This is a genomic window from Enterobacter sp. DVT3837, assembly GCF_056238685.1.
Window position 1 is genome coordinate 2,801,052 of the sequence record NZ_JBWDLA010000001.1, and the last position, 18,269, is coordinate 2,819,320.

Consider the following 18,269-nt stretch of genomic DNA (forward strand, 5'->3'; position numbering starts at 1 on the left):
GGCCCGGTAAGCGTAGCGCCACCGGGCACGCAGGCCGCACTAGATCACGCTCAACGCCTTCTCAACCACGTTCTCAACGGTAAAGCCGAAATACGGGAACAGCTTATCGGCAGGCGCCGATTCACCGTATCCGTGCATCCCGACAATTGCCCCCTTCAGTCCCACGTATTTGTACCAGTAGTCGGCAATACCCGCCTCTACCGCTACGCGAGCCGCAACGTTTGATGGCAGAACCGATTCCCGGTACGCTTCATCCTGGGCGTCAAAGATATCCGTAGATGGCAATGAAACCACGCGCACCGCATGACCTTCGGCGGTCAGCTTCTCGGCGGCTTTCACCGTGATTTCCACCTCTGAACCGGTCGCAATCAAGATCACGTCCGGTTTACCGCCGCTGTCTTTCAGGATGTAGCCGCCGCGGGCGATGTTTTTCACCTGCTCCGGAGTACGCTCAATTTGCGCCAGGTTCTGGCGTGAAAGGATTAGCGCTGTCGGGCCAGTATGACGTTCCACTGCCAGCTTCCAGCCGACCGCCGCTTCCACCTGATCGCACGGACGCCAGGTGCTGAAGTTCGGCGTTAAGCGCAGGCTCGCTAGCTGTTCCACCGCCTGGTGCGTTGGTCCGTCTTCTCCCAGACCAATTGAGTCATGGGTATAGACCATAATCTGTCGCGCCTTCATGAGGGCCGCCATGCGCGCCGCGTTACGGGCATACTCGACAAACATCAGGAAGGTGGCGGTGTAGGGCACGAAGCCGCCGTGATGGGCGATACCGTTGGCAATGGCGGTCATCCCGAATTCGCGCACGCCGTAGTGAATGTAGTTCCCGGCGATGTCCTCTTTCAGCGATTTTGAGCCCGACCAGATGGTCAGGTTGCTGGGCGCCAGGTCCGCTGAGCCACCGAGCAGTTCGGGCAGGATAGGCCCAATGGCATTGAGCGTATTTTGAGACGCCTTACGGGTGGCGATTTTCGCCGGATTAGCCTGCAGGTTTTCAATCAGCGCCTGGGTTTTATCGTCCCAGTCTTCCGGCAGACCGCCGCTCATGCGGCGGGAAAACTCGGCGGCCAGATCCGGGTGCGCTTTTTTGTAAGCGGAGAACTTCTCGTTCCAGGACTGCTGTGCCTTTTCACCGGTTTCTCGGGCATCCCATGCTTTGTAGATCTCTTTTGGGATTTCAAACGGCGGGTATTTCCAGCCCAGTTTTTGTCGGGTTAACGCCACTTCCTCTTCACCCAGCGCCGCGCCGTGCGCCTCCTCTTTACCTGCTTTGTTTGGCGAGCCGAAGCCGATAACCGTGCGGCAGATAATCAGCGACGGTTTGTCCTTCACGCTCTGCGCTTCCTGAATCGCTTTTTTCACTGCCTCAGGATCGTGCCCGTCGATCTCATGTACCACGTGCCAATGGTAGGCTTCGAAGCGTTTCGCCGTGTCGTCGGTGAACCAGCCTTTGGTTTCCCCGTCGATGGAGATGCCGTTGTGATCGTAGAAGCCAATCAGCTTGCCGAGCCCCAGCGTGCCCGCAAGGGAGCAGACCTCGTGGGAAATCCCCTCCATCAGGCAGCCGTCACCCATAAACACGTAGGTGTAATGGTCAACGATGTCATGCCCCGGCTGATTAAACTGCGCGCCCAGCGTACGCTCGGCAATCGCCAGCCCGACTGCATTCGCCAGCCCCTGACCGAGCGGTCCGGTGGTGGTCTCCACCCCTGGCGTATAGCCAATCTCCGGGTGCCCCGGCGTTTTGGAGTGCAGTTGGCGGAAGTTTTTCAGCTCCTCAAGCGGCAGATCGTAGCCGGAGAGGTGCAGCAGGCTGTAGAGCAGCATTGAGGCGTGGCCGTTGGAGAGAATAAAACGGTCGCGATCGTACCAGGTGGGGTCGTTGGGGTTGTGCTTCAGGAAGTCGTTCCACAATACTTCGGCAATATCAGCCATGCCCATAGGCGCGCCAGGGTGGCCGGAATTGGCTTTCTGCACGGCATCCATGCTGAGGGCGCGAATGGCATTGGCTAGCTCTTTACGGGACATAGTTCACTCCGTGGCAAGGTTAAAGTTTGGCGGCGAGAAGGTCTTCAAGTTTGCGCTGATCGACGGCGAACAGGCGGATACCTTCCGCCAGTTTTTCTACGGCCATGGCGTCCTGATTATGTTCCCAGCGGAACTCGGCTTCGGTCATGGCTTTCGGTTTTGGCAAGACGGTAGAGGTGGGCACCAGCTTGCGGATCACCGTCTCTTCTTTGTCCTGCAGCTCTTTGAGCAGATTAGGGGAAATGGTCAGGCGGTCGCAGCCTGCCAGGGCCAGGATCTGCTCGGTACGGCGGAAGCTGGCACCCATCACGATAGTGTCGTAGCGGTGCAGTTTAAAGTAATCATAGATATTACGAACCGATTTCACGCCCGGATCCTCATCGACCACGTACGGATCCATCGGCTGTTTTGCCTGATACCAGTCGTAGATGCGTCCGACAAACGGCGAGACGAGGAACACCCCCGCTTCCGCGCAGGCGCGCGCCTGAGCAAACGAGAACAGCAGCGTCAGGTTGCAGTGGATACCCTCTTTTTCCAGCACTTCCGCCGCACGAATGCCTTCCCACGTCGACGCCAGTTTGATCAGGATGCGAGATTTATCGATCCCCTGTTCCTGGTAGAGTTCAACCAGACGGCGAGCCTTGTGAATACTCTTTTCTTTATCGAAAGAGAGGCGGGCGTCGACTTCGGTCGAGACGCGTCCGGGGATGCTTTTCAGAATTTCTGCACCAAAATTAACGGCCAGCTTGTCGCTGGCTTCGGTGACCTGCTGCTCCTGGGTTTTCCCGCGCTGTTTACCGTAGGCAATGGCGTCATCAATCAGATGACTAAAATGCGCAAGCCCGGCGGCTTTAAGCAGTAGCGAAGGGTTGGTGGTCGCATCCTCCGGCTGATAGTGGCGAATCGACTCGATATCGCCGCTGTCTGCAACCACGGTGGTGAATTGTTTGATGCCGTCTAACTGATTCATAAATAATTACTCCTTGAAAATAAAAGAGTTAGATGAGTGCGTTAGTTCACACTTCTGGAAAAATCATGATGGACTTAACAAAAAAGCATAGCAGACGGGGGCGGCATTGCTTTTGAGACGGGTAACATGGCTGTTATAAATTGATAACAATTTTTAATGTGTGATGGTGAGAGTTTGGCAGCCTTCAAAGTTTATGTGGCGGCCTGCGGCGATACTAGGCGGCACACCAGGGTGTGCAACAGGATCGCTTACGTCACCCTTTTGACCGATACGTGAAAGGAAAAAGAAGATGGATGAGCAGTTAAAACAGAGTGCCCTCGATTTTCACGAGTTCCCTGTCCCGGGTAAAATCCAGGTTTCCCCCACGAAGCCACTGGCAACGCAGCGCGATCTGGCGCTGGCCTATTCGCCGGGCGTTGCTGCACCGTGTCTGGAAATCGAAAAAGATCCGCTGGCGGCCTACAAATATACCGCGCGTGGCAACCTTGTTGCCGTTATCTCTAACGGCACGGCGGTATTAGGTCTTGGCAACATTGGTGCGCTGGCGGGTAAACCCGTGATGGAAGGGAAGGGTGTTCTGTTCAAGAAATTCGCCGGTATCGACGTGTTTGATATCGAGGTGGATGAACTCGATCCCGATAAATTCATCAACGTGGTGGCTGCGCTGGAGCCGACCTTCGGCGGTATCAACCTGGAAGACATCAAAGCGCCGGAATGTTTCTATATCGAGCAGAAGCTGCGCGAGCGTATGAACATTCCCGTGTTCCATGATGACCAGCACGGCACTGCGATTATCAGTACCGCCGCGATTCTGAACGGTTTGCGCGTGGTGGAGAAAAATCTCTCTGACGTGCGCATGGTGGTTTCCGGTGCGGGAGCTGCGGCCATCGCCTGTATGAACCTGCTGGTGGCGCTGGGTATGCAGAAGCACAACATTGTGGTCTGTGATTCCAAAGGCGTTATCTACAAAGGCCGCGAGCCAAACATGGCGGAAACCAAAGCGGCGTATGCGGTTGAAGACGACGGTAAACGCACGCTGGAGGATGTCATTGATGGCGCGGATATCTTCCTCGGCTGTTCAGGCCCGAAAGTGCTGACCCAGGAGATGGTGAAGAAGATGGCGCGCGCGCCAATGATCCTCGCCCTGGCTAACCCGGAACCGGAAATTTTGCCGCCTCTGGCAAAAGCGGTGCGTGAAGACGCCATCATCTGTACCGGCCGTTCCGACTACCCTAATCAGGTCAACAACGTGCTCTGCTTCCCGTTCATCTTCCGTGGGGCGCTGGACGTCGGCGCGACGGCGATTAACGAAGAGATGAAGCTTGCCGCGGTTCACGCTATCGCGGAGCTGGCGCACGCCGAGCAAAGTGAAGTGGTTGCCTCCGCCTATGGCGACCAGGATCTGAGCTTTGGCCCGGATTACATCATTCCAAAACCGTTCGACCCGCGTCTGATTGTTAAAATTGCCCCAGCGGTAGCTAAAGCGGCGATGGATTCTGGCGTGGCGACGCGCCCGATTCAGGATTTCGATGCCTACGTCGATAAACTCACCGAGTTTGTCTACAAAACCAACCTGTTCATGAAGCCGATCTTCTCTCAGGCGCGCGCCGACGCGAAGCGCGTGGTACTGGCGGAAGGGGAAGAGGCTCGCGTGTTGCACGCGACCCAGGAACTGATCACCTTAGGTCTGGCGAAGCCGATTCTGATTGGTCGTCCGAGCGTGATTGAGATGCGTATCCAGAAACTGGGCCTGCAGATTAAGCCGGGCGTCGACTTCGAGATCGTCAACAACGAATCCGATCCGCGTTTCAAAGAGTACTGGAGCGAATACTACGCGATCATGAAACGTCGCGGGATCACCCAGGAACAGGCGCAGAAAGCGGTGATCAGCAACACGACGGTGATCGGCGCGATCATGGTCCATCGTGGTGAAGCCGATGCGTTGATCTGCGGTACCATTGGTGACTACCACGAACACTTCAGCGTGGTGCAGGAGATCTTCGGCTATCGCGATGGCGTTCATACCGCCGGGGCGATGAATGCGCTGCTGCTGCCAAGCGGCAACACCTTTATTGCCGACACCTACGTTAACGATGACCCAACCCCGGATGAACTGGCGGAAATCACCGTGATGGCGGCGGAAACCGTGCGTCGCTTTGGTATTGAGCCGAAGGTGGCACTGCTGTCGCACTCTAACTTTGGTTCGTCCAAATCTGCGGCGGCCTGCAAAATGCGTCAGACGCTGGAGCTGGTGCGCGAGCGTGCACCGGAGCTGATGATTGACGGGGAAATGCACGGCGATGCCGCGCTGGTGGAGAGCATCCGTAACGAACGTATGCCGGACAGTCCGCTGAAAGGATCGGCGAACATATTGATTATGCCGAACGTGGAAGCGGCGCGTATCAGCTATAACCTGCTGCGCGTCTCCAGTTCTGAAGGTGTGACCGTAGGGCCAGTACTGATGGGGGTGGCGAAACCGGTGCATGTGTTAACACCGATTGCCTCCGTGCGTCGTATCGTGAATATGGTGGCGCTGGCGGTGGTTGAGGCGCAGACGCAGCCTCTGTAATTTTTACCCTCACCCTAACCCTCTCCCAAAGGGAGAGGGGATAAGGGCTACACCCAGTCCCGAACCTGAATAAACTCACGCAAGGCAGCCTCCGGGCTGCCTTCTTTTGGTTCGTAGCAGTACTCCCAGCGCACCAGCGGCGGCATCGACATCAGAATCGACTCCGTGCGCCCGCCGGTCTGCAGGCCGAACAGCGTCCCGCGATCCCACACCAGGTTGAATTCCACGTAGCGCCCGCGACGATAGAGCTGGAACTCGCGTTCGCGCACGCCATAGTCGGTATTTTTACGGCGCTCGACAATCGGCAGATAGGCGTCGGTATAGCCTTCGCCCACGGCGCGCATAAAGCTGAACGCGGTATCAAAATCAGGTGTGTTTAAATCGTCAAAGAACAGCCCGCCAATGCCGCGCTGCTCGTCGCGGTGCTTCAGATAAAAGTACTCATCGCACCACTTTTTAAATTTCGGGTAGACGTCTTCGCCAAACGGCAGACAAAGGTCTCGCGCGGTGGTGTGCCAGTGCACGGCGTCCTCTTCGAAGCCGTAGTAGGGCGTGAGGTCGAAACCGCCGCCAAACCACCAGACCGGATCGGCCCCTGGTTTTTCCGCAATGAAAAAGCGCACATTGGCGTGGCTGGTGGGCACAAACGGGTTGTGTGGATGCACCACCAGCGAGACGCCCATCGCTTCAAAACTGCGGCCTGCCAGTTCAGGACGGTGCGCGGTCGCAGATGCGGGCATCGCGTCGCCGTGAACGTGGGAGAAATTGACGCCCGCCTGTTCAAAGATGCCGCCGTTACGCAGCACCCGACTGCGCCCGCCGCCACCGGCCTCGCGCTGCCAGTTATCTTCCTGAAATTCACCGCCGTCTGCGGCGGCCAGTTTCTGGCAAATCTCATCCTGCAGCTGTAGCAGGAAGGTTTTGACCAGTTGAGCATCGGGTTTCATCAACGTTTCCTGGAGTGCGCTTTTTGGTTATCAAACCAGTTGAAGTAGCTAATAATGCCGGAGGCGATGGCGTTGGCGATCTTCTGACGAAACGCCGTGGTACCGAGGAGTCGCTCTTCTTCCGGGTTGGTAATGAAGGAGGTTTCCACCAGCACGGACGGGATGGACGGTGATTTCAGCACCACGAACGCCGCCTGCTCGGTGCCTTTACTGTGCAGACGATGCACCGGCTTAATCTTCTTCAGAATATGCGAGCCGAGCGTCAGGCTGTTTTTGATCGTATCGGTCTGCACCAGGTCGAACAGCACCTGCTGTAGCAGGTGGTCTTTATCGGTGGCTTTCTTTCCGGCGACTTCATCTGCCCGGTTTTCGCGATCGGAGAGATATTTCGCCATGGCGCTACTGGCGCCACGGTTAGAAAGCGCAAACACCGAGGCACCTGCCGCAGAAGGGTTGGTGAAGCCGTCGGCGTGAATCGACATAAACAGATCCGCACCGTGCTGATGGGCGATCTCCACGCGGTCATACAGAGGAATGAAGGTGTCACCGGAACGCGTCAGGCGTGCGTCAATGCCGTTACTGCGTAAAATCGCGCGCACATTTTTTGCAATCGCGAGCACGACGTGTTTTTCTTTCGAACCGTTTTTGCCGATGGCGCCGGTATCAATCCCGCCATGGCCCGGATCAAGCATCACCAGACGCTTCGCGCCCGGCTTTTTGGTTTTCGGTTTACTGTGTCCGTTACTGGTTTTGAGCGTGCTCTCGTCTTTTGCCTGAGCCTGCTTTGCGATGCCCGTTAACGTTAAGGCCGCCAGCCCCGCTTTGAGAACCTGACGACGCGATGTGAGTGCTTTTAATGGTTTGAATGTGCTCATGCGGCCTGAATTGTAAAAATTGGAGTCCTGGTGTTATATCGTATCGTGATTAGCGTTACGACAGTCCTTATTGGCAATTGTTTTACTTTTCATTTCAATACGTGACAAAGTGACATTATGCCAAATTTTGGTGAGATTTTCCCCGGTTATTGGCTAAACGAGAGGTTCACGCCATAATCACTGTTTTTAAACCCGAAAAGGCGGTTAATACCATGGAGATACGCGTTTTTCGCCAGGAAGATTTCGAAGAGGTGATCACCCTTTGGGAACGCTGCGATCTGCTGCGTCCGTGGAACGATCCGGAAATGGATATCGAGCGGAAGGTGAATCACGATGTCAGTCTGTTTCTGGTCGCGGAAGTGAACGGCGAGGTGGTGGGGACGGTAATGGGCGGTTACGACGGTCATCGCGGGTCGGCCTATTATCTGGGCGTGCACCCTGAGTACCGTGGTCGTGGCATCGCCAATGCATTGCTTAATCGTCTTGAGAAAAAGCTCATTGCCCGCGGTTGCCCGAAAATTCAGATCATGGTGCGGGAAGATAACGACGTCGTACTGGGCATGTATGAGCGTCTGGGCTATGAGCATTCTGACGTCTTGAGTTTAGGAAAACGTCTGATCGAAGATGAAGAGTACTGAGATCCATCCGGCAGATTATGACGCGCAGGGCCGCGTCAGGCTGCCCTTTTTATTCTGGTGCGTTCTGCTGCTCCAGGCCCGCACCTGGGTGCTGTTTGTGATGGCCGGCGCGTCGCGCGGGCAGGGCGACACGCTGCTAAACCTTTTTTACCCCGATCACGATGCGTTCTGGCTTGGCTTATTGCCGGGCGTACCAGCGGTAGTGGCTTTTTTGTGCAGCGGACGACGGCATACGCTCCCTCGTTTGTGGCGCGCGCTTCGCTGGCTATTGATCTTTGCCCAGATCGTGCTGCTCTGCTGGCAACCGGTGCTCTGGTGGTACGGTGAACCGCTTACGGGTATCGGCGTTGCGCTGGTAGTTGCCGATATTGTGGCGCTGCTGTGGCTGCTGACCAACCCGCGTCTTCGCGCCTGTTTTACGCATCAGGATGATTAATACGGCACTTTTTGCCGATGTCGCACTCCAACAAGCGTTGATTTAACAAGTAAGGACGTTTCAATGAAATCGCTGCGTTTACTTTTATGCGCTCTCCCGCTGGCGTTAACCGGGTGTTCAACGCTCTCATCCATTAACTGGTCCGCTGCGTATCCGTGGAACTGGTTTGGCTCATCAACGGAAGTGACCGAGCAGGGCGTAGGAAAAATTACCGCCGCAACGGCGCTGGACCAGAATGCTATTCAGGATGCGCTCAGCAGCGATTACCGCCTGCGCAGCGGCATGAAAACGGAGAATGGCAATATTGTTCGCTATTACGAAGCGCTGAAGGGCGACAAGCTGGCGCTGGTGATTAACGGTGATAAAGGCACGGTGAACCGCATTGCGGTGCTGGATGACGCTATTCCCACGGCAAGTGGGGTGAAGGTCGGTACACCGTTTAGCGATCTCTATAAACAGGCCTTCGGCAACTGTGCAAACGCCTCTTCTGACGATGGCGTGGCTGTGGAATGTAAAGCTGAGGGTAGCCAGCACATCAGTTACGTCTTCACTGGTACCTGGAGCGGTCCGGAAGGATTGATGCCGTCTGACGACACGCTGAAGAGCTGGAAAGTGAGCAAAATACTCTGGAAGCAGTAATTTGCGCCGGAACAAACAGCCTCGCTGAAATCAGGGTATAATAGCCGCCATCAATGCCACGCTGACGTGGCATCTTTATTTCAGGAGGAGCGATGTCTCAGGTTCAGAGTGGCATTTTGCCAGAACACTGCCGCGCGGCGATTTGGATTGAAGCCAATGTTAAAGGGGACGTGGATGCCCTGCGTGCGGCCAGTAAAGTATTCGTCGATAAACTGACTACCTTCCAGGCCAAATTCCCGGATGCCCACCTCGGTGCCGTTGTCGCCTTTGGCAACAACGTCTGGCGTCAGTTGAGCGGTGGCGAAGGGGCTGAGGAGCTGAAGGACTTTATCCCTTACGGCAAAGGTCTTGCGCCAGCGACACAATACGACGTGCTGATCCACATTCTCTCTTTACGTCATGATGTGAATTTCTCGGTTGCCCAGGCGGCGGTCGCGGCGTTTGGCGACAGCATTGAGGTACAGGAAGAAGTTCATGGCTTCCGTTGGGTGGAAGAGCGCGATCTGAGCGGTTTTGTCGACGGTACTGAAAACCCGGCAGGTGAAGAGACGCGTCATGACGTCGCGGTGATCAAAGACGGTGTGGACGCGGGCGGCAGCTATGTATTCGTCCAGCGCTGGGAGCACAACCTCAAGCAGCTTAACCGCATGAGCGTACACGACCAGGAGATGATGATCGGCCGTACCAAAGAAGCCAACGAAGAGATTGACGGCGACGAGCGTCCTGCTACCTCTCATCTGACCCGCGTTGACCTCAAAGAAGATGGCAAAGGCCTGAAGATTGTTCGCCAGAGCCTGCCGTATGGCACGGCAAGCGGCACACACGGCCTTTATTTCTGCGCGTACTGCGCGCGCCTGCATAATATTGAGCAGCAGCTGCTGAGCATGTTTGGTGATACCGACGGCAAGCGTGACGCCATGCTGCGTTTCACCAAACCGGTGACCGGCGGCTACTACTTCGCGCCGTCCGTTGAGCGTCTGCTGGCGCTGTAAAACCGCTCTCCACGCGTAGGCCGGGTAAGCGTTAGCGCCACCCGGCAATTTCTCCCGCACCCTTATTCCCTTTTCTGCTTCTAAATCACCAAACGGTATATAAAACCGTTACTCCTTTCGTCCTCGTTATAAATATTATGACTATAAGATAGTCATCACATTTATAAGGGTGCGCAATGGCCGTTACTGTACTGAAAAAAGGAACTCTGGCGCTGGCAGGTTTACTGCTGGTGGCACAGGCGCAGGCGACTGAACTGTTAAACAGTTCGTATGACGTCTCACGCGAGCTGTTTGCCGCCCTTAATCCACCGTTTGAACAGCAGTGGGCGAAAGAAAACAATGGCGATAAGCTGACCATCAAGCAGTCTCACGCCGGTTCGTCCAAGCAGGCGCTGGCGATCCTCCAGGGGCTGAAAGCGGATGTGGTGACCTACAACCAGGTCACTGACGTGCAGATCCTGCACGACAAGGGCAAGCTGATCCCGGCGGACTGGCAGAGCCGTTTGCCGAACAACAGCTCGCCGTTCTACTCCACCATGGGCTTCCTGGTGCGCAAGGGCAACCCGAAAAATATTCACGACTGGAGCGACCTGGTGCGTTCTGACGTGAAGCTGATTTTCCCGAACCCGAAAACCTCCGGTAACGCTCGCTATACCTATTTAGCCGCGTGGGGCGCGGCAGACAAGGCTGACGGTAACGATAAAGCGAAAACCGAGCAGTTCATGACCCAGTTCCTGAAAAACGTCGAAGTGTTTGATACCGGCGGCCGTGGGGCGACCACGACCTTCGCTGAACGTGGTCTCGGCGATGTACTGATCAGCTTTGAATCGGAAGTGAATAACATCCGTAAACAGTATGAAGCGCAGGGCTTCGAGGTCGTTATCCCGAAAACCAACATCCTGGCCGAGTTCCCGGTGGCGTGGGTGGATAAAAACGTGCAGGCGAACGGTACCGAGAAAGCGGCAAAAGCCTATCTCAACTACCTGTACAGCCCTCAGGCGCAGACCGTCATTACCGATTATTACTACCGCGTGAATAACCCGGATGTGATGAACAAACTGAAAGATAAATTCCCGCAGACCGAACTGTTCCGCGTGGAAGACCATTTTGGCTCCTGGCCTGATGTGATGAAAACGCATTTTGCCAGCGGCGGTGAGTTAGATAAATTGCTGGCGGCGGGGCGTAAGTAATGTTTGCAGTTTCCTCCAGACGTGTGCTGCCTGGCTTTACCTTAAGCCTCGGGACCAGCCTGCTGTTCGTCTGTCTGATTTTGCTGTTACCGCTCAGCGCGCTGGTAATGCAGCTTGCTCAGATGAGCTGGGCACAGTACTGGGACGTGGTCACCAACCCGCAAGTGGTAGCGGCCTATAAAGTGACGTTGCTGTCGGCATTTGTCGCCTCCATTTTTAACGGCGTGTTTGGCCTGCTGATGGCGTGGATCTTAACCCGCTACCGTTTTCCGGGCCGTACGTTGCTCGACGCGTTAATGGATTTACCGTTTGCGCTGCCGACGGCGGTGGCGGGCTTAACCCTCGCGTCGCTCTTCTCCGTGAACGGGCTGTACGGCGAGTGGCTGGCGAAATTTGACATCAAAGTGACCTACACCTGGCTCGGTATCGCGGTGGCGATGGCCTTTACCAGCATCCCGTTTGTGGTGCGTACCGTGCAGCCGGTGCTGGAAGAGTTAGGTCCGGAATACGAAGAAGCGGCGGAAACGCTGGGCGCCACGCGCTGGCAGAGCTTCCGCAAGGTGGTTCTGCCGGAGCTGTCTCCGGCGCTGATGGCGGGTGTCGCGCTGTCCTTTACCCGCAGCCTCGGTGAGTTCGGCGCGGTAATTTTTATCGCCGGAAACATCGCCTGGAAAACAGAAGTCACCTCGCTGATGATTTTCATCCGTTTGCAGGAGTTTGATTATCCTGCGGCGAGCGCTATTGCCTCGGTGATCCTGGCGGCCTCGCTGCTGCTGCTGTACTCGATTAACACTCTGCAAAGTCGCTTTGGTCGACGTGTGGTAGGTCACTGATGGCGGAAGTTACGCAATTGAAGCGATACGATGCACCCCGCATCAACTGGGGTAAATGGTTTCTGATTGGGGCGGGGGTGCTGGTTTCCGCCCTCATTCTCGTCGTGCCGACGATTTATATTTTCGTTCAGGCGTTCAGTAAGGGCCTGATGCCCGCACTGGAAAACCTGGCGAACCCGGATATGCTGCACGCCATCTGGCTGACCGTGCTGATTGCCTTGATCACCGTGCCGGTGAACCTCGTGTTCGGTACCCTGCTGGCGTGGCTGGTGACGCGCTTTAACTTCCCGGGACGTCAGCTGCTGTTGACCCTGCTGGACATTCCTTTCGCCGTGTCGCCGGTTGTGGCGGGTCTGGTGTACCTGCTCTTTTACGGCTCCAACGGCCCGTTGGGCGGCTGGCTGGATGAGCATAACCTGCAGATCATGTTCGCCTGGCCGGGCATGGTGCTGGTCACCATCTTCGTGACCTGTCCGTTTGTGGTGCGTGAACTGGTGCCGGTGATGTTGAGTCAGGGGAGTAACGAAGACGAAGCGGCGGTGCTGCTGGGCGCGTCAGGCTGGCAGATGTTCCGTCGCGTGACGCTACCGAATATCCGCTGGGCGCTGCTTTACGGCGTGGTGCTGACCAACGCCCGTGCGATTGGTGAGTTCGGCGCCGTTTCCGTCGTCTCCGGTTCTATTCGCGGTGAAACGCTGTCGCTGCCGCTACAGATTGAGCTGCTGCAGCAGGATTACAACACCATCGGTTCGTTTACTGCCGCAGCGTTGCTGACGCTGATGGCTATTTTGACCCTGTTTTTGAAGAGTGTGGTGCAGTGGCGTTTAGAAAATCAGGAAAAACGTCAGCATCAGGAGGGAAATCATGAGCATTGAGATTGCCAATATTAAGAAGTCTTTTGGTCGCACCCAGGTGCTGAATGATATCTCGCTGGATATCCCTTCCGGACAAATGGTGGCGCTGCTGGGGCCGTCTGGTTCGGGTAAAACCACGCTGCTGCGTATTATTGCCGGGCTTGAGCATCAGACCAGCGGGCATATCCGCTTCCACGGTACCGACGTGAGCCGCCTGCATGCCCGCGATCGTAAAGTAGGTTTTGTGTTCCAGCACTACGCGTTGTTCCGCCACATGACCGTATTCGATAACATCGCATTTGGCCTGACCGTGCTGCCACGTCGCGAGCGCCCGGATGCGGCAACCATTAAAGCGAAAGTGACCAAACTGCTGGAAATGGTTCAGCTTGCCCATCTTGCGGACCGTTTCCCGGCCCAGCTGTCCGGTGGTCAGAAACAGCGTGTGGCGCTGGCGCGTGCGCTAGCCGTTGAACCGCAAATTCTTCTGCTGGATGAGCCGTTCGGTGCGCTGGATGCGCAGGTGCGAAAAGAGCTGCGTCGCTGGCTGCGTCAGCTTCATGAAGAGCTTAAATTTACAAGCGTCTTCGTGACCCACGATCAGGAAGAGGCGATGGAAGTCGCGGACCGTGTGGTGGTCATGAGCCAGGGTAATATTGAGCAGGTTGACGAGCCGGAGCAGCTCTGGCGTGAACCGGCGACCCGCTTCGTGCTGGAGTTTATGGGCGAGGTAAACCGTCTTCAGGGTACCATTCGCGGCGGTCAGTTCCACGTGGGCGCGCACCGCTGGCCGCTGGGCTATACCTCCGCGCACCAGGGGGCGGTCGACCTGTTCCTGCGTCCGTGGGAAGTGGATGTGAGCCGTCGCACCAGCCTTGACTCACCGCTGCCGGTGCAGGTGCTGGAAGCGAGCCCTAAAGGGCACTACACCCAACTGGTGGTACAACCGCTGGGCTGGTATACCGAGCCGCTAACCGTGGTCATGCGCGATGAGGAGCCACCGCACCGGGGAGAACGCCTGTTTGTCGGTCTGCAGCATGCGCGTATTTATCACGGGAAGAAACGTATTGAGACGCGCGAGGATATTGCTCTGGCGGAGTCAGCCTGATAGGTTAGTAGAATGTTTATCGCCCGGTGGCGCTGTGCTGACCGGGCCTACAGTTATCACTGTGTCTTGTAGGCCGGGATCGCTGCGCGCCCCCGGCTTTTTTATTGAGTAAAAATCGTGAATACACTCGAACACACCATCGGCAACACCCCTCTGGTCAAGCTTCAGCGTATGGGGTGTGCCAACGGCAGCGAAATCTGGGTCAAACTCGAAGGCAATAACCCTGCGGGTTCGGTAAAAGACCGCGCGGCGCTGTCGATGATTGTCCAGGCCGAAAAGCGCGGAGAAATTAAGCCCGGTGACGTGCTGATTGAGGCGACCAGCGGCAACACCGGTATCGCGCTGGCAATGATTGCGGCGCTGAAAGGCTACCGCATGAAGCTGCTGATGCCGGACAACATGAGTCAGGAGCGCCGCGCCGCCATGCGAGCTTACGGTGCGGAACTGATTCTGGTGACCAAAGAGCAGGGGATGGAAGGGGCGCGTGACTTAGCGCTGGAGATGGCTGAACGCGGTGAAGGCAAGTTGCTCGATCAGTTCAACAACCCGGATAACCCGTACGCGCACTACACCACCACCGGCCCGGAAATCTGGCAGCAAACTGAAGGACGGATCACCCATTTTGTCTCCAGCATGGGCACCACGGGCACCATTACCGGCGTATCGCGTTTTCTGCGCGAGCAGGAAAAAGCCGTCACTATCGTTGGTCTGCAGCCGGAAGAGGGGAGCAGCATTCCGGGCATTCGCCGCTGGCCTGCGGAATACATGCCCGGGATCTTTAATGCGCAGCTTGTGGACCAGGTGCTGGATATTCATCAGCGCGAGGCGGAAAATACCATGCGCGAGCTGGCCGTCCGTGAAGGTATCTTCTGTGGCGTCAGTTCGGGCGGCGCGGTAGCGGGTGCGATTCGGGTTGCAAAGGCAAACCCGGGTGCAGTGGTCGTGGCAATAATCTGCGATCGCGGCGATCGTTATCTGTCTACCGGCGTCTTTGGTGAAGAGAGTTATTCGCAGGGGGCAGGGATTTAAGCATCATGGAGATGATTCTTTTCCGGGATAACACCCGGGCGCAACAAACCGATATTGTCGCGGTGCAGTCGCAGGTGGTATATGGCAGCGTGGGGAACAGCATTGCGGTACCGAATATTCGTACCCATCAGCTGAGCGTCACCGCCGTACCGACGGTGTTGTTTAGCAACACGCCGCACTATGACACCTTCTACGGCGGCGTGATCCCGGATGAGTGGTTCAGCGGTTATCTGAAAGCGCTGGAAGAGCGCGACATCCTTCGTGAGCTGAAGGCGGTGACTACTGGCTATATGGGTAGCGCCAGCCAGATTAAATTGCTCGCACAATGGCTCAGGGTCATCAAAGTACGGCACCCGGACCTGCTGGTGCTGGTCGACCCGGTCATCGGCGATATCGACAGCGGGATGTACGTGAAGCCCGAGATCCCGCAAGCGTATCGGGAGCACCTGCTGCCGCTGGCGCAGGGGATCACACCAAACGTCTATGAGCTGGAAGTGTTAAGCGGCAAGCCGTGCCGTACGCCAGAAAGCGCCATCGCGGCGGCACAGGGATTGCTCTCCGACAGCCTGAAATGGGTGGCGATCACCAGTGCGCCGGTCGCTGACGACCCGCAAAACATTCACGTGGTGCTGGTGACGAATGAAGGCGTGACCGTCAGCGCACACCCGCGTGTTGAAACGGACCTGAAAGGGACGGGCGATCTGTTTTGTTCAGAGCTGGTAAGCGGAATTGTTGAGGGCAAAACCGTTGCCGATGCCATTCGCATGGCCGGCGATCGGGTGACGGATGTGATGATTTACACGCAGTCGAAAGGTTACGATGAGCTTATTCTGCCCGCATAAACAAAAATGGCGCCTGAAGGCGCCATTTTTCTGTGCGGCAAGAATTACTTCTTGATGCGGATAACCGGGGTTTCACCCACGGTGACGCTGCCAGACAGTTTGATCAGTTCTTTGATTTCGTCCATGTTGGAGATAACAACCGGAGTCAGGGTAGACTTGGCTTTTTCTTCCAGCAGTGGCAGATCGAATTCAATCACTGGGTCGCCAACTTTAACACGCTGGCCTTCTTCCGCGATACGTTTGAAGCCTTCGCCTTTCAGTTCAACGGTGTCGATACCGAAGTGAACGAACAGTTCGATACCGCTATCAGATTCGATAGAGAACGCATGGTTGGTTTCAAAAATTTTACCGATGGTGCCGTCAACTGGAGCAACCATTTTGTTGCCAGTTGGTTTGATAGCAATGCCATCACCAACGATTTTCTCAGCAAACACTACATCCGGCACGTCTTCGATGTTGACGATCTCGCCGGAGAGCGGAGCAACAATCTCAATAGTTCCGGAGTCTTTCTTATCATCAGAAACCAGAGATTTCAGTTTATCGAACAAACCCATGATCTTCTCCTAAGCAGTAAATTGGGCCGCATCTCGTGGATTAGCAGATTGTTTTTTCTTCAATGAACTTGTTAACCAGCGTCATTAACTCGTCCGTTGTCGGTTGAGCAAGAGCCTGCTCTGCTAACACCTTCGCATCTTCGAAGTTCGTGTTACGGATAATCTTCTTAATGCGCGGGATGGAAATGGCGCTCATAGAGAATTCGTCCAGACCCATACCCAGCAACAGAAGTGTAGCACGTTCGTCGCCTGCAAGCTCACCACACATGCCAGTCCATTTACCTTCTGCATGAGAAGCATCAATAACTTGCTTAATAAGCGTCAGTACGGACGGTGACATTGGCTGGTAGAGATGTGAAATCATATCATTACCACGGTCAACTGCCAGGGTGTACTGCGTTAAATCATTGGTACCGATACTAAAGAAATCAACTTCTTTGGCTAAATGACGCGCAATTGTCGCCGCAGCCGGTGTTTCCACCATCACGCCGATCTCGATTGACTCGTCAAATGCTTTACCTTCGTCACGCAGTTCCTGTTTGTAGATTTCGATCTCTTTCTTCAGTGCACGCACTTCTTCAACAGAGATGATCATCGGGAACATGATGCGCAGTTTACCGAAAGCAGACGCACGCAGGATAGCACGTACCTGATCGCGCAGGATCTCTTTACGATCCATCGCGATACGTACTGCACGCCAGCCCAGGAACGGGTTCTCTTCTTTCGGGAAGTTCATATACGGCAGCTCTTTGTCGCCACCGATGTCCATGGTACGGACGATAACCGCCTGAGAGCCACAGGCTTCAGCCACGGCTTTGTATGCAGCAAACTGCTCTTCTTCAGTAGGCAGCGCGTCACGGTCCATGAACAGGAATTCTGTACGATAGAGACCGACACCTTCCGCACCGTTGCGCTCAGCGCCATCAACGTCACGTACGGTACCGATGTTTGCGCACACTTCTACCTGATGACCGTCCAGGGTGATTGCTGGCAGGTCTTTCAGCTTAGCGAGTTCCGCTTTTTCAGTCGCAACTTGCTCCTGGACCGCGCGCAGTTTTTCGATCTCTTCATTCGTTGGGTTGACGTAAACCAGATTGTTTACGGCATCCAGAATCAAATAGTCGCCGTTTTTCACCTGAGAGGTGACGCTACCGGTGCCCACGATGGCTGGCAGTTCCAGAGAACGCGCCATGATTGAGGTGTGGGAAGTACGGCCGCCTGCGTCGGTGATGAAACCGAGAACCTTTTTCAGGTTCAACTGAGCGGTTTCTGACGGGGTCAGGTCGGCAGCAACCAGAATAACTTCATCCTGAATTGCGCTCAGATCGATGATGGCCAGACCCAGGATGTTGCGCAGCAGGCGCTTACCGATGTCACGTACGTCAGCCGCACGCTCTTTCAGGTATTCGTCATCCAGTTCTTCCAGGGCAGTCGCCTGACCTTCGATAACTTCATGTGCAGCCGCGTCGGCTGTCATGCCTTTATCTTTAATCAGGGCTATGATTTCCTGCTCCAGCTCCTCATCTTCGAGCAGCATGATGTGCCCTTCGAAGATGGCTTCTTTTTCTTCACCGAAAGTTTCGCCAGCTTTAGTTTTGATTGCTTCCAGTTGCGCAGATGCCTTGGCACGACCGCTCAGAAAACGTTCAACTTCCTGATCAACCTTGTCGGCAGAAATTTTTTTCCGGTCAATGACGATCTCGTCTTCTTTCAGCAGCAGTGCTTTGCCGAAAGCGATACCCGGGGATGCTAAAATGCCTGAAATCAT

At 55.6% G+C, this 18,269-nt stretch carries 17 protein-coding genes; 11 read left to right on the forward strand and 6 right to left on the reverse strand.

Annotated elements, in window-relative coordinates:
• Positions 1 to 39: 39 nt before the first annotated feature.
• Positions 40 to 2,028 (reverse strand): transketolase, encoded by a 1,989-nt coding sequence (gene tkt, locus AC0XWG_RS13865; RefSeq protein WP_129324031.1) that lies wholly within the window; start codon positions 2,026 to 2,028, stop codon positions 40 to 42.
• Positions 2,029 to 2,047: 19 nt separating this feature from the next.
• Positions 2,048 to 2,998, reverse strand: coding sequence for a transaldolase (tal, locus tag AC0XWG_RS13870; RefSeq protein ID WP_475680721.1), 951 nt, complete (start codon positions 2,996 to 2,998; stop codon positions 2,048 to 2,050).
• 289 nt (positions 2,999 to 3,287) lie between these two features.
• On the opposite strand from tal, the gene maeB reads away from it, so the two are divergent.
• Positions 3,288 to 5,567, forward strand: a complete 2,280-nt coding sequence (gene maeB / locus AC0XWG_RS13875; RefSeq protein WP_129324033.1) for an NADP-dependent oxaloacetate-decarboxylating malate dehydrogenase — start codon at positions 3,288 to 3,290, stop codon at positions 5,565 to 5,567.
• A gap of 47 nt (positions 5,568 to 5,614) precedes the next feature.
• Here the strand turns inward: maeB and hemF are convergent, their stop codons facing one another.
• Both hemF and amiA read right to left on the reverse strand, forming a co-directional pair.
• On the reverse strand, positions 5,615 to 6,514 hold the full coding sequence (hemF, locus tag AC0XWG_RS13880; RefSeq protein WP_028016157.1) for an oxygen-dependent coproporphyrinogen oxidase: 900 nt from the start codon (positions 6,512 to 6,514) through the stop codon (positions 5,615 to 5,617).
• Entirely contained in the window at positions 6,514 to 7,389 is an 876-nt protein-coding gene (gene amiA, locus AC0XWG_RS13885) for an N-acetylmuramoyl-L-alanine amidase AmiA (RefSeq protein WP_023308739.1), read from the reverse strand. The genes hemF and amiA overlap by 1 nt, the downstream gene beginning before the upstream one ends.
• A 212-nt stretch (positions 7,390 to 7,601) precedes the next feature.
• Here amiA and AC0XWG_RS13890 point away from each other — a divergent pair, with 212 nt between their 5' ends.
• The 10 genes from AC0XWG_RS13890 (at position 7,602) to pdxK (ending at position 15,947) form a co-directional block, all read left to right on the forward strand.
• The gene (locus AC0XWG_RS13890) at positions 7,602 to 8,027 is read left to right on the forward strand and encodes a GNAT family acetyltransferase (RefSeq protein WP_023308738.1); all 426 of its coding nucleotides are present in this window, start codon (positions 7,602 to 7,604) and stop codon (positions 8,025 to 8,027) included.
• Positions 8,014 to 8,463, forward strand: a complete 450-nt coding sequence (locus AC0XWG_RS13895) for a DUF2919 domain-containing protein (RefSeq protein WP_028016158.1) — start codon at positions 8,014 to 8,016, stop codon at positions 8,461 to 8,463. The genes AC0XWG_RS13890 and AC0XWG_RS13895 overlap by 14 nt, the downstream gene beginning before the upstream one ends.
• 63 nt (positions 8,464 to 8,526) lie before the next feature.
• On the forward strand, positions 8,527 to 9,102 hold the full coding sequence (locus AC0XWG_RS13900; RefSeq protein WP_108090857.1) for an RpoE-regulated lipoprotein: 576 nt from the start codon (positions 8,527 to 8,529) through the stop codon (positions 9,100 to 9,102).
• Between the two features lie 92 nt (positions 9,103 to 9,194).
• Positions 9,195 to 10,094, forward strand: a complete 900-nt coding sequence (locus AC0XWG_RS13905; protein ID WP_475680722.1) for a Dyp-type peroxidase — start codon at positions 9,195 to 9,197, stop codon at positions 10,092 to 10,094.
• Between the two features lie 176 nt (positions 10,095 to 10,270).
• Positions 10,271 to 11,284, forward strand: coding sequence for a sulfate ABC transporter substrate-binding protein (locus AC0XWG_RS13910; RefSeq protein WP_028016161.1), 1,014 nt, complete (start codon positions 10,271 to 10,273; stop codon positions 11,282 to 11,284).
• Positions 11,284 to 12,117, forward strand: coding sequence for a sulfate/thiosulfate ABC transporter permease CysT (gene cysT / locus AC0XWG_RS13915; RefSeq protein WP_028016162.1), 834 nt, complete (start codon positions 11,284 to 11,286; stop codon positions 12,115 to 12,117). The genes AC0XWG_RS13910 and cysT overlap by 1 nt, the downstream gene beginning before the upstream one ends.
• Positions 12,117 to 12,992, forward strand: coding sequence for a sulfate/thiosulfate ABC transporter permease CysW (cysW, locus tag AC0XWG_RS13920; protein ID WP_028016163.1), 876 nt, complete (start codon positions 12,117 to 12,119; stop codon positions 12,990 to 12,992). The genes cysT and cysW overlap by 1 nt, the downstream gene beginning before the upstream one ends.
• On the forward strand, positions 12,982 to 14,076 hold the full coding sequence (gene cysA / locus AC0XWG_RS13925) for a sulfate/thiosulfate ABC transporter ATP-binding protein CysA (protein WP_475680723.1): 1,095 nt from the start codon (positions 12,982 to 12,984) through the stop codon (positions 14,074 to 14,076). The genes cysW and cysA overlap by 11 nt, the downstream gene beginning before the upstream one ends.
• Before the next feature lie 117 nt (positions 14,077 to 14,193).
• Positions 14,194 to 15,105, forward strand: coding sequence for a cysteine synthase CysM (gene cysM / locus AC0XWG_RS13930; RefSeq protein ID WP_128348010.1), 912 nt, complete (start codon positions 14,194 to 14,196; stop codon positions 15,103 to 15,105).
• A gap of 5 nt (positions 15,106 to 15,110) precedes the next feature.
• Complete coding sequence (gene pdxK, locus AC0XWG_RS13935; RefSeq protein ID WP_108090854.1) at positions 15,111 to 15,947, forward strand: pyridoxine/pyridoxal/pyridoxamine kinase; 837 nt, start codon at positions 15,111 to 15,113, stop codon at positions 15,945 to 15,947.
• A gap of 44 nt (positions 15,948 to 15,991) precedes the next feature.
• Here the strand turns inward: pdxK and crr are convergent, their stop codons facing one another.
• Positions 15,992 to 16,501 (reverse strand): PTS glucose transporter subunit IIA, encoded by a 510-nt coding sequence (gene crr / locus AC0XWG_RS13940; RefSeq protein WP_003861316.1) that lies wholly within the window; start codon positions 16,499 to 16,501, stop codon positions 15,992 to 15,994.
• A gap of 40 nt (positions 16,502 to 16,541) precedes the next feature.
• Positions 16,542 to 18,269, reverse strand: coding sequence for a phosphoenolpyruvate-protein phosphotransferase PtsI (gene ptsI, locus AC0XWG_RS13945; protein WP_028016167.1), 1,728 nt, complete (start codon positions 18,267 to 18,269; stop codon positions 16,542 to 16,544).

Excerpts from the sequence above, each read along its gene's own strand:
- maeB (WP_129324033.1), top strand. The coding sequence starts at position 3,288 with ATGGATGAGCAGTTAAAACAGAGTGCCCTCGATTTTCACGAGTTCCCT.
- hemF (WP_028016157.1), bottom strand. The coding sequence starts at position 6,514 with ATGAAACCCGATGCTCAACTGGTCAAAACCTTCCTGCTACAGCTGCAG.
- ptsI (WP_028016167.1), bottom strand. The coding sequence starts at position 18,269 with ATGATTTCAGGCATTTTAGCATCCCCGGGTATCGCTTTCGGCAAAGCA.
- AC0XWG_RS13895 (WP_028016158.1), top strand. The coding sequence starts at position 8,014 with ATGAAGAGTACTGAGATCCATCCGGCAGATTATGACGCGCAGGGCCGC.
- tal (WP_475680721.1), bottom strand. The coding sequence starts at position 2,998 with ATGAATCAGTTAGACGGCATCAAACAATTCACCACCGTGGTTGCAGAC.
- AC0XWG_RS13890 (WP_023308738.1), top strand. The coding sequence starts at position 7,602 with ATGGAGATACGCGTTTTTCGCCAGGAAGATTTCGAAGAGGTGATCACC.
- cysT (WP_028016162.1), top strand. The coding sequence starts at position 11,284 with ATGTTTGCAGTTTCCTCCAGACGTGTGCTGCCTGGCTTTACCTTAAGC.
- pdxK (WP_108090854.1), top strand. The coding sequence starts at position 15,111 with ATGGAGATGATTCTTTTCCGGGATAACACCCGGGCGCAACAAACCGAT.
- AC0XWG_RS13905 (WP_475680722.1), top strand. The coding sequence starts at position 9,195 with ATGTCTCAGGTTCAGAGTGGCATTTTGCCAGAACACTGCCGCGCGGCG.
- AC0XWG_RS13900 (WP_108090857.1), top strand. The coding sequence starts at position 8,527 with ATGAAATCGCTGCGTTTACTTTTATGCGCTCTCCCGCTGGCGTTAACC.
- crr (WP_003861316.1), bottom strand. The coding sequence starts at position 16,501 with ATGGGTTTGTTCGATAAACTGAAATCTCTGGTTTCTGATGATAAGAAA.
- cysA (WP_475680723.1), top strand. The coding sequence starts at position 12,982 with ATGAGCATTGAGATTGCCAATATTAAGAAGTCTTTTGGTCGCACCCAG.
- AC0XWG_RS13910 (WP_028016161.1), top strand. The coding sequence starts at position 10,271 with ATGGCCGTTACTGTACTGAAAAAAGGAACTCTGGCGCTGGCAGGTTTA.
- cysW (WP_028016163.1), top strand. The coding sequence starts at position 12,117 with ATGGCGGAAGTTACGCAATTGAAGCGATACGATGCACCCCGCATCAAC.
- amiA (WP_023308739.1), bottom strand. The coding sequence starts at position 7,389 with ATGAGCACATTCAAACCATTAAAAGCACTCACATCGCGTCGTCAGGTT.
- tkt (WP_129324031.1), bottom strand. The coding sequence starts at position 2,028 with ATGTCCCGTAAAGAGCTAGCCAATGCCATTCGCGCCCTCAGCATGGAT.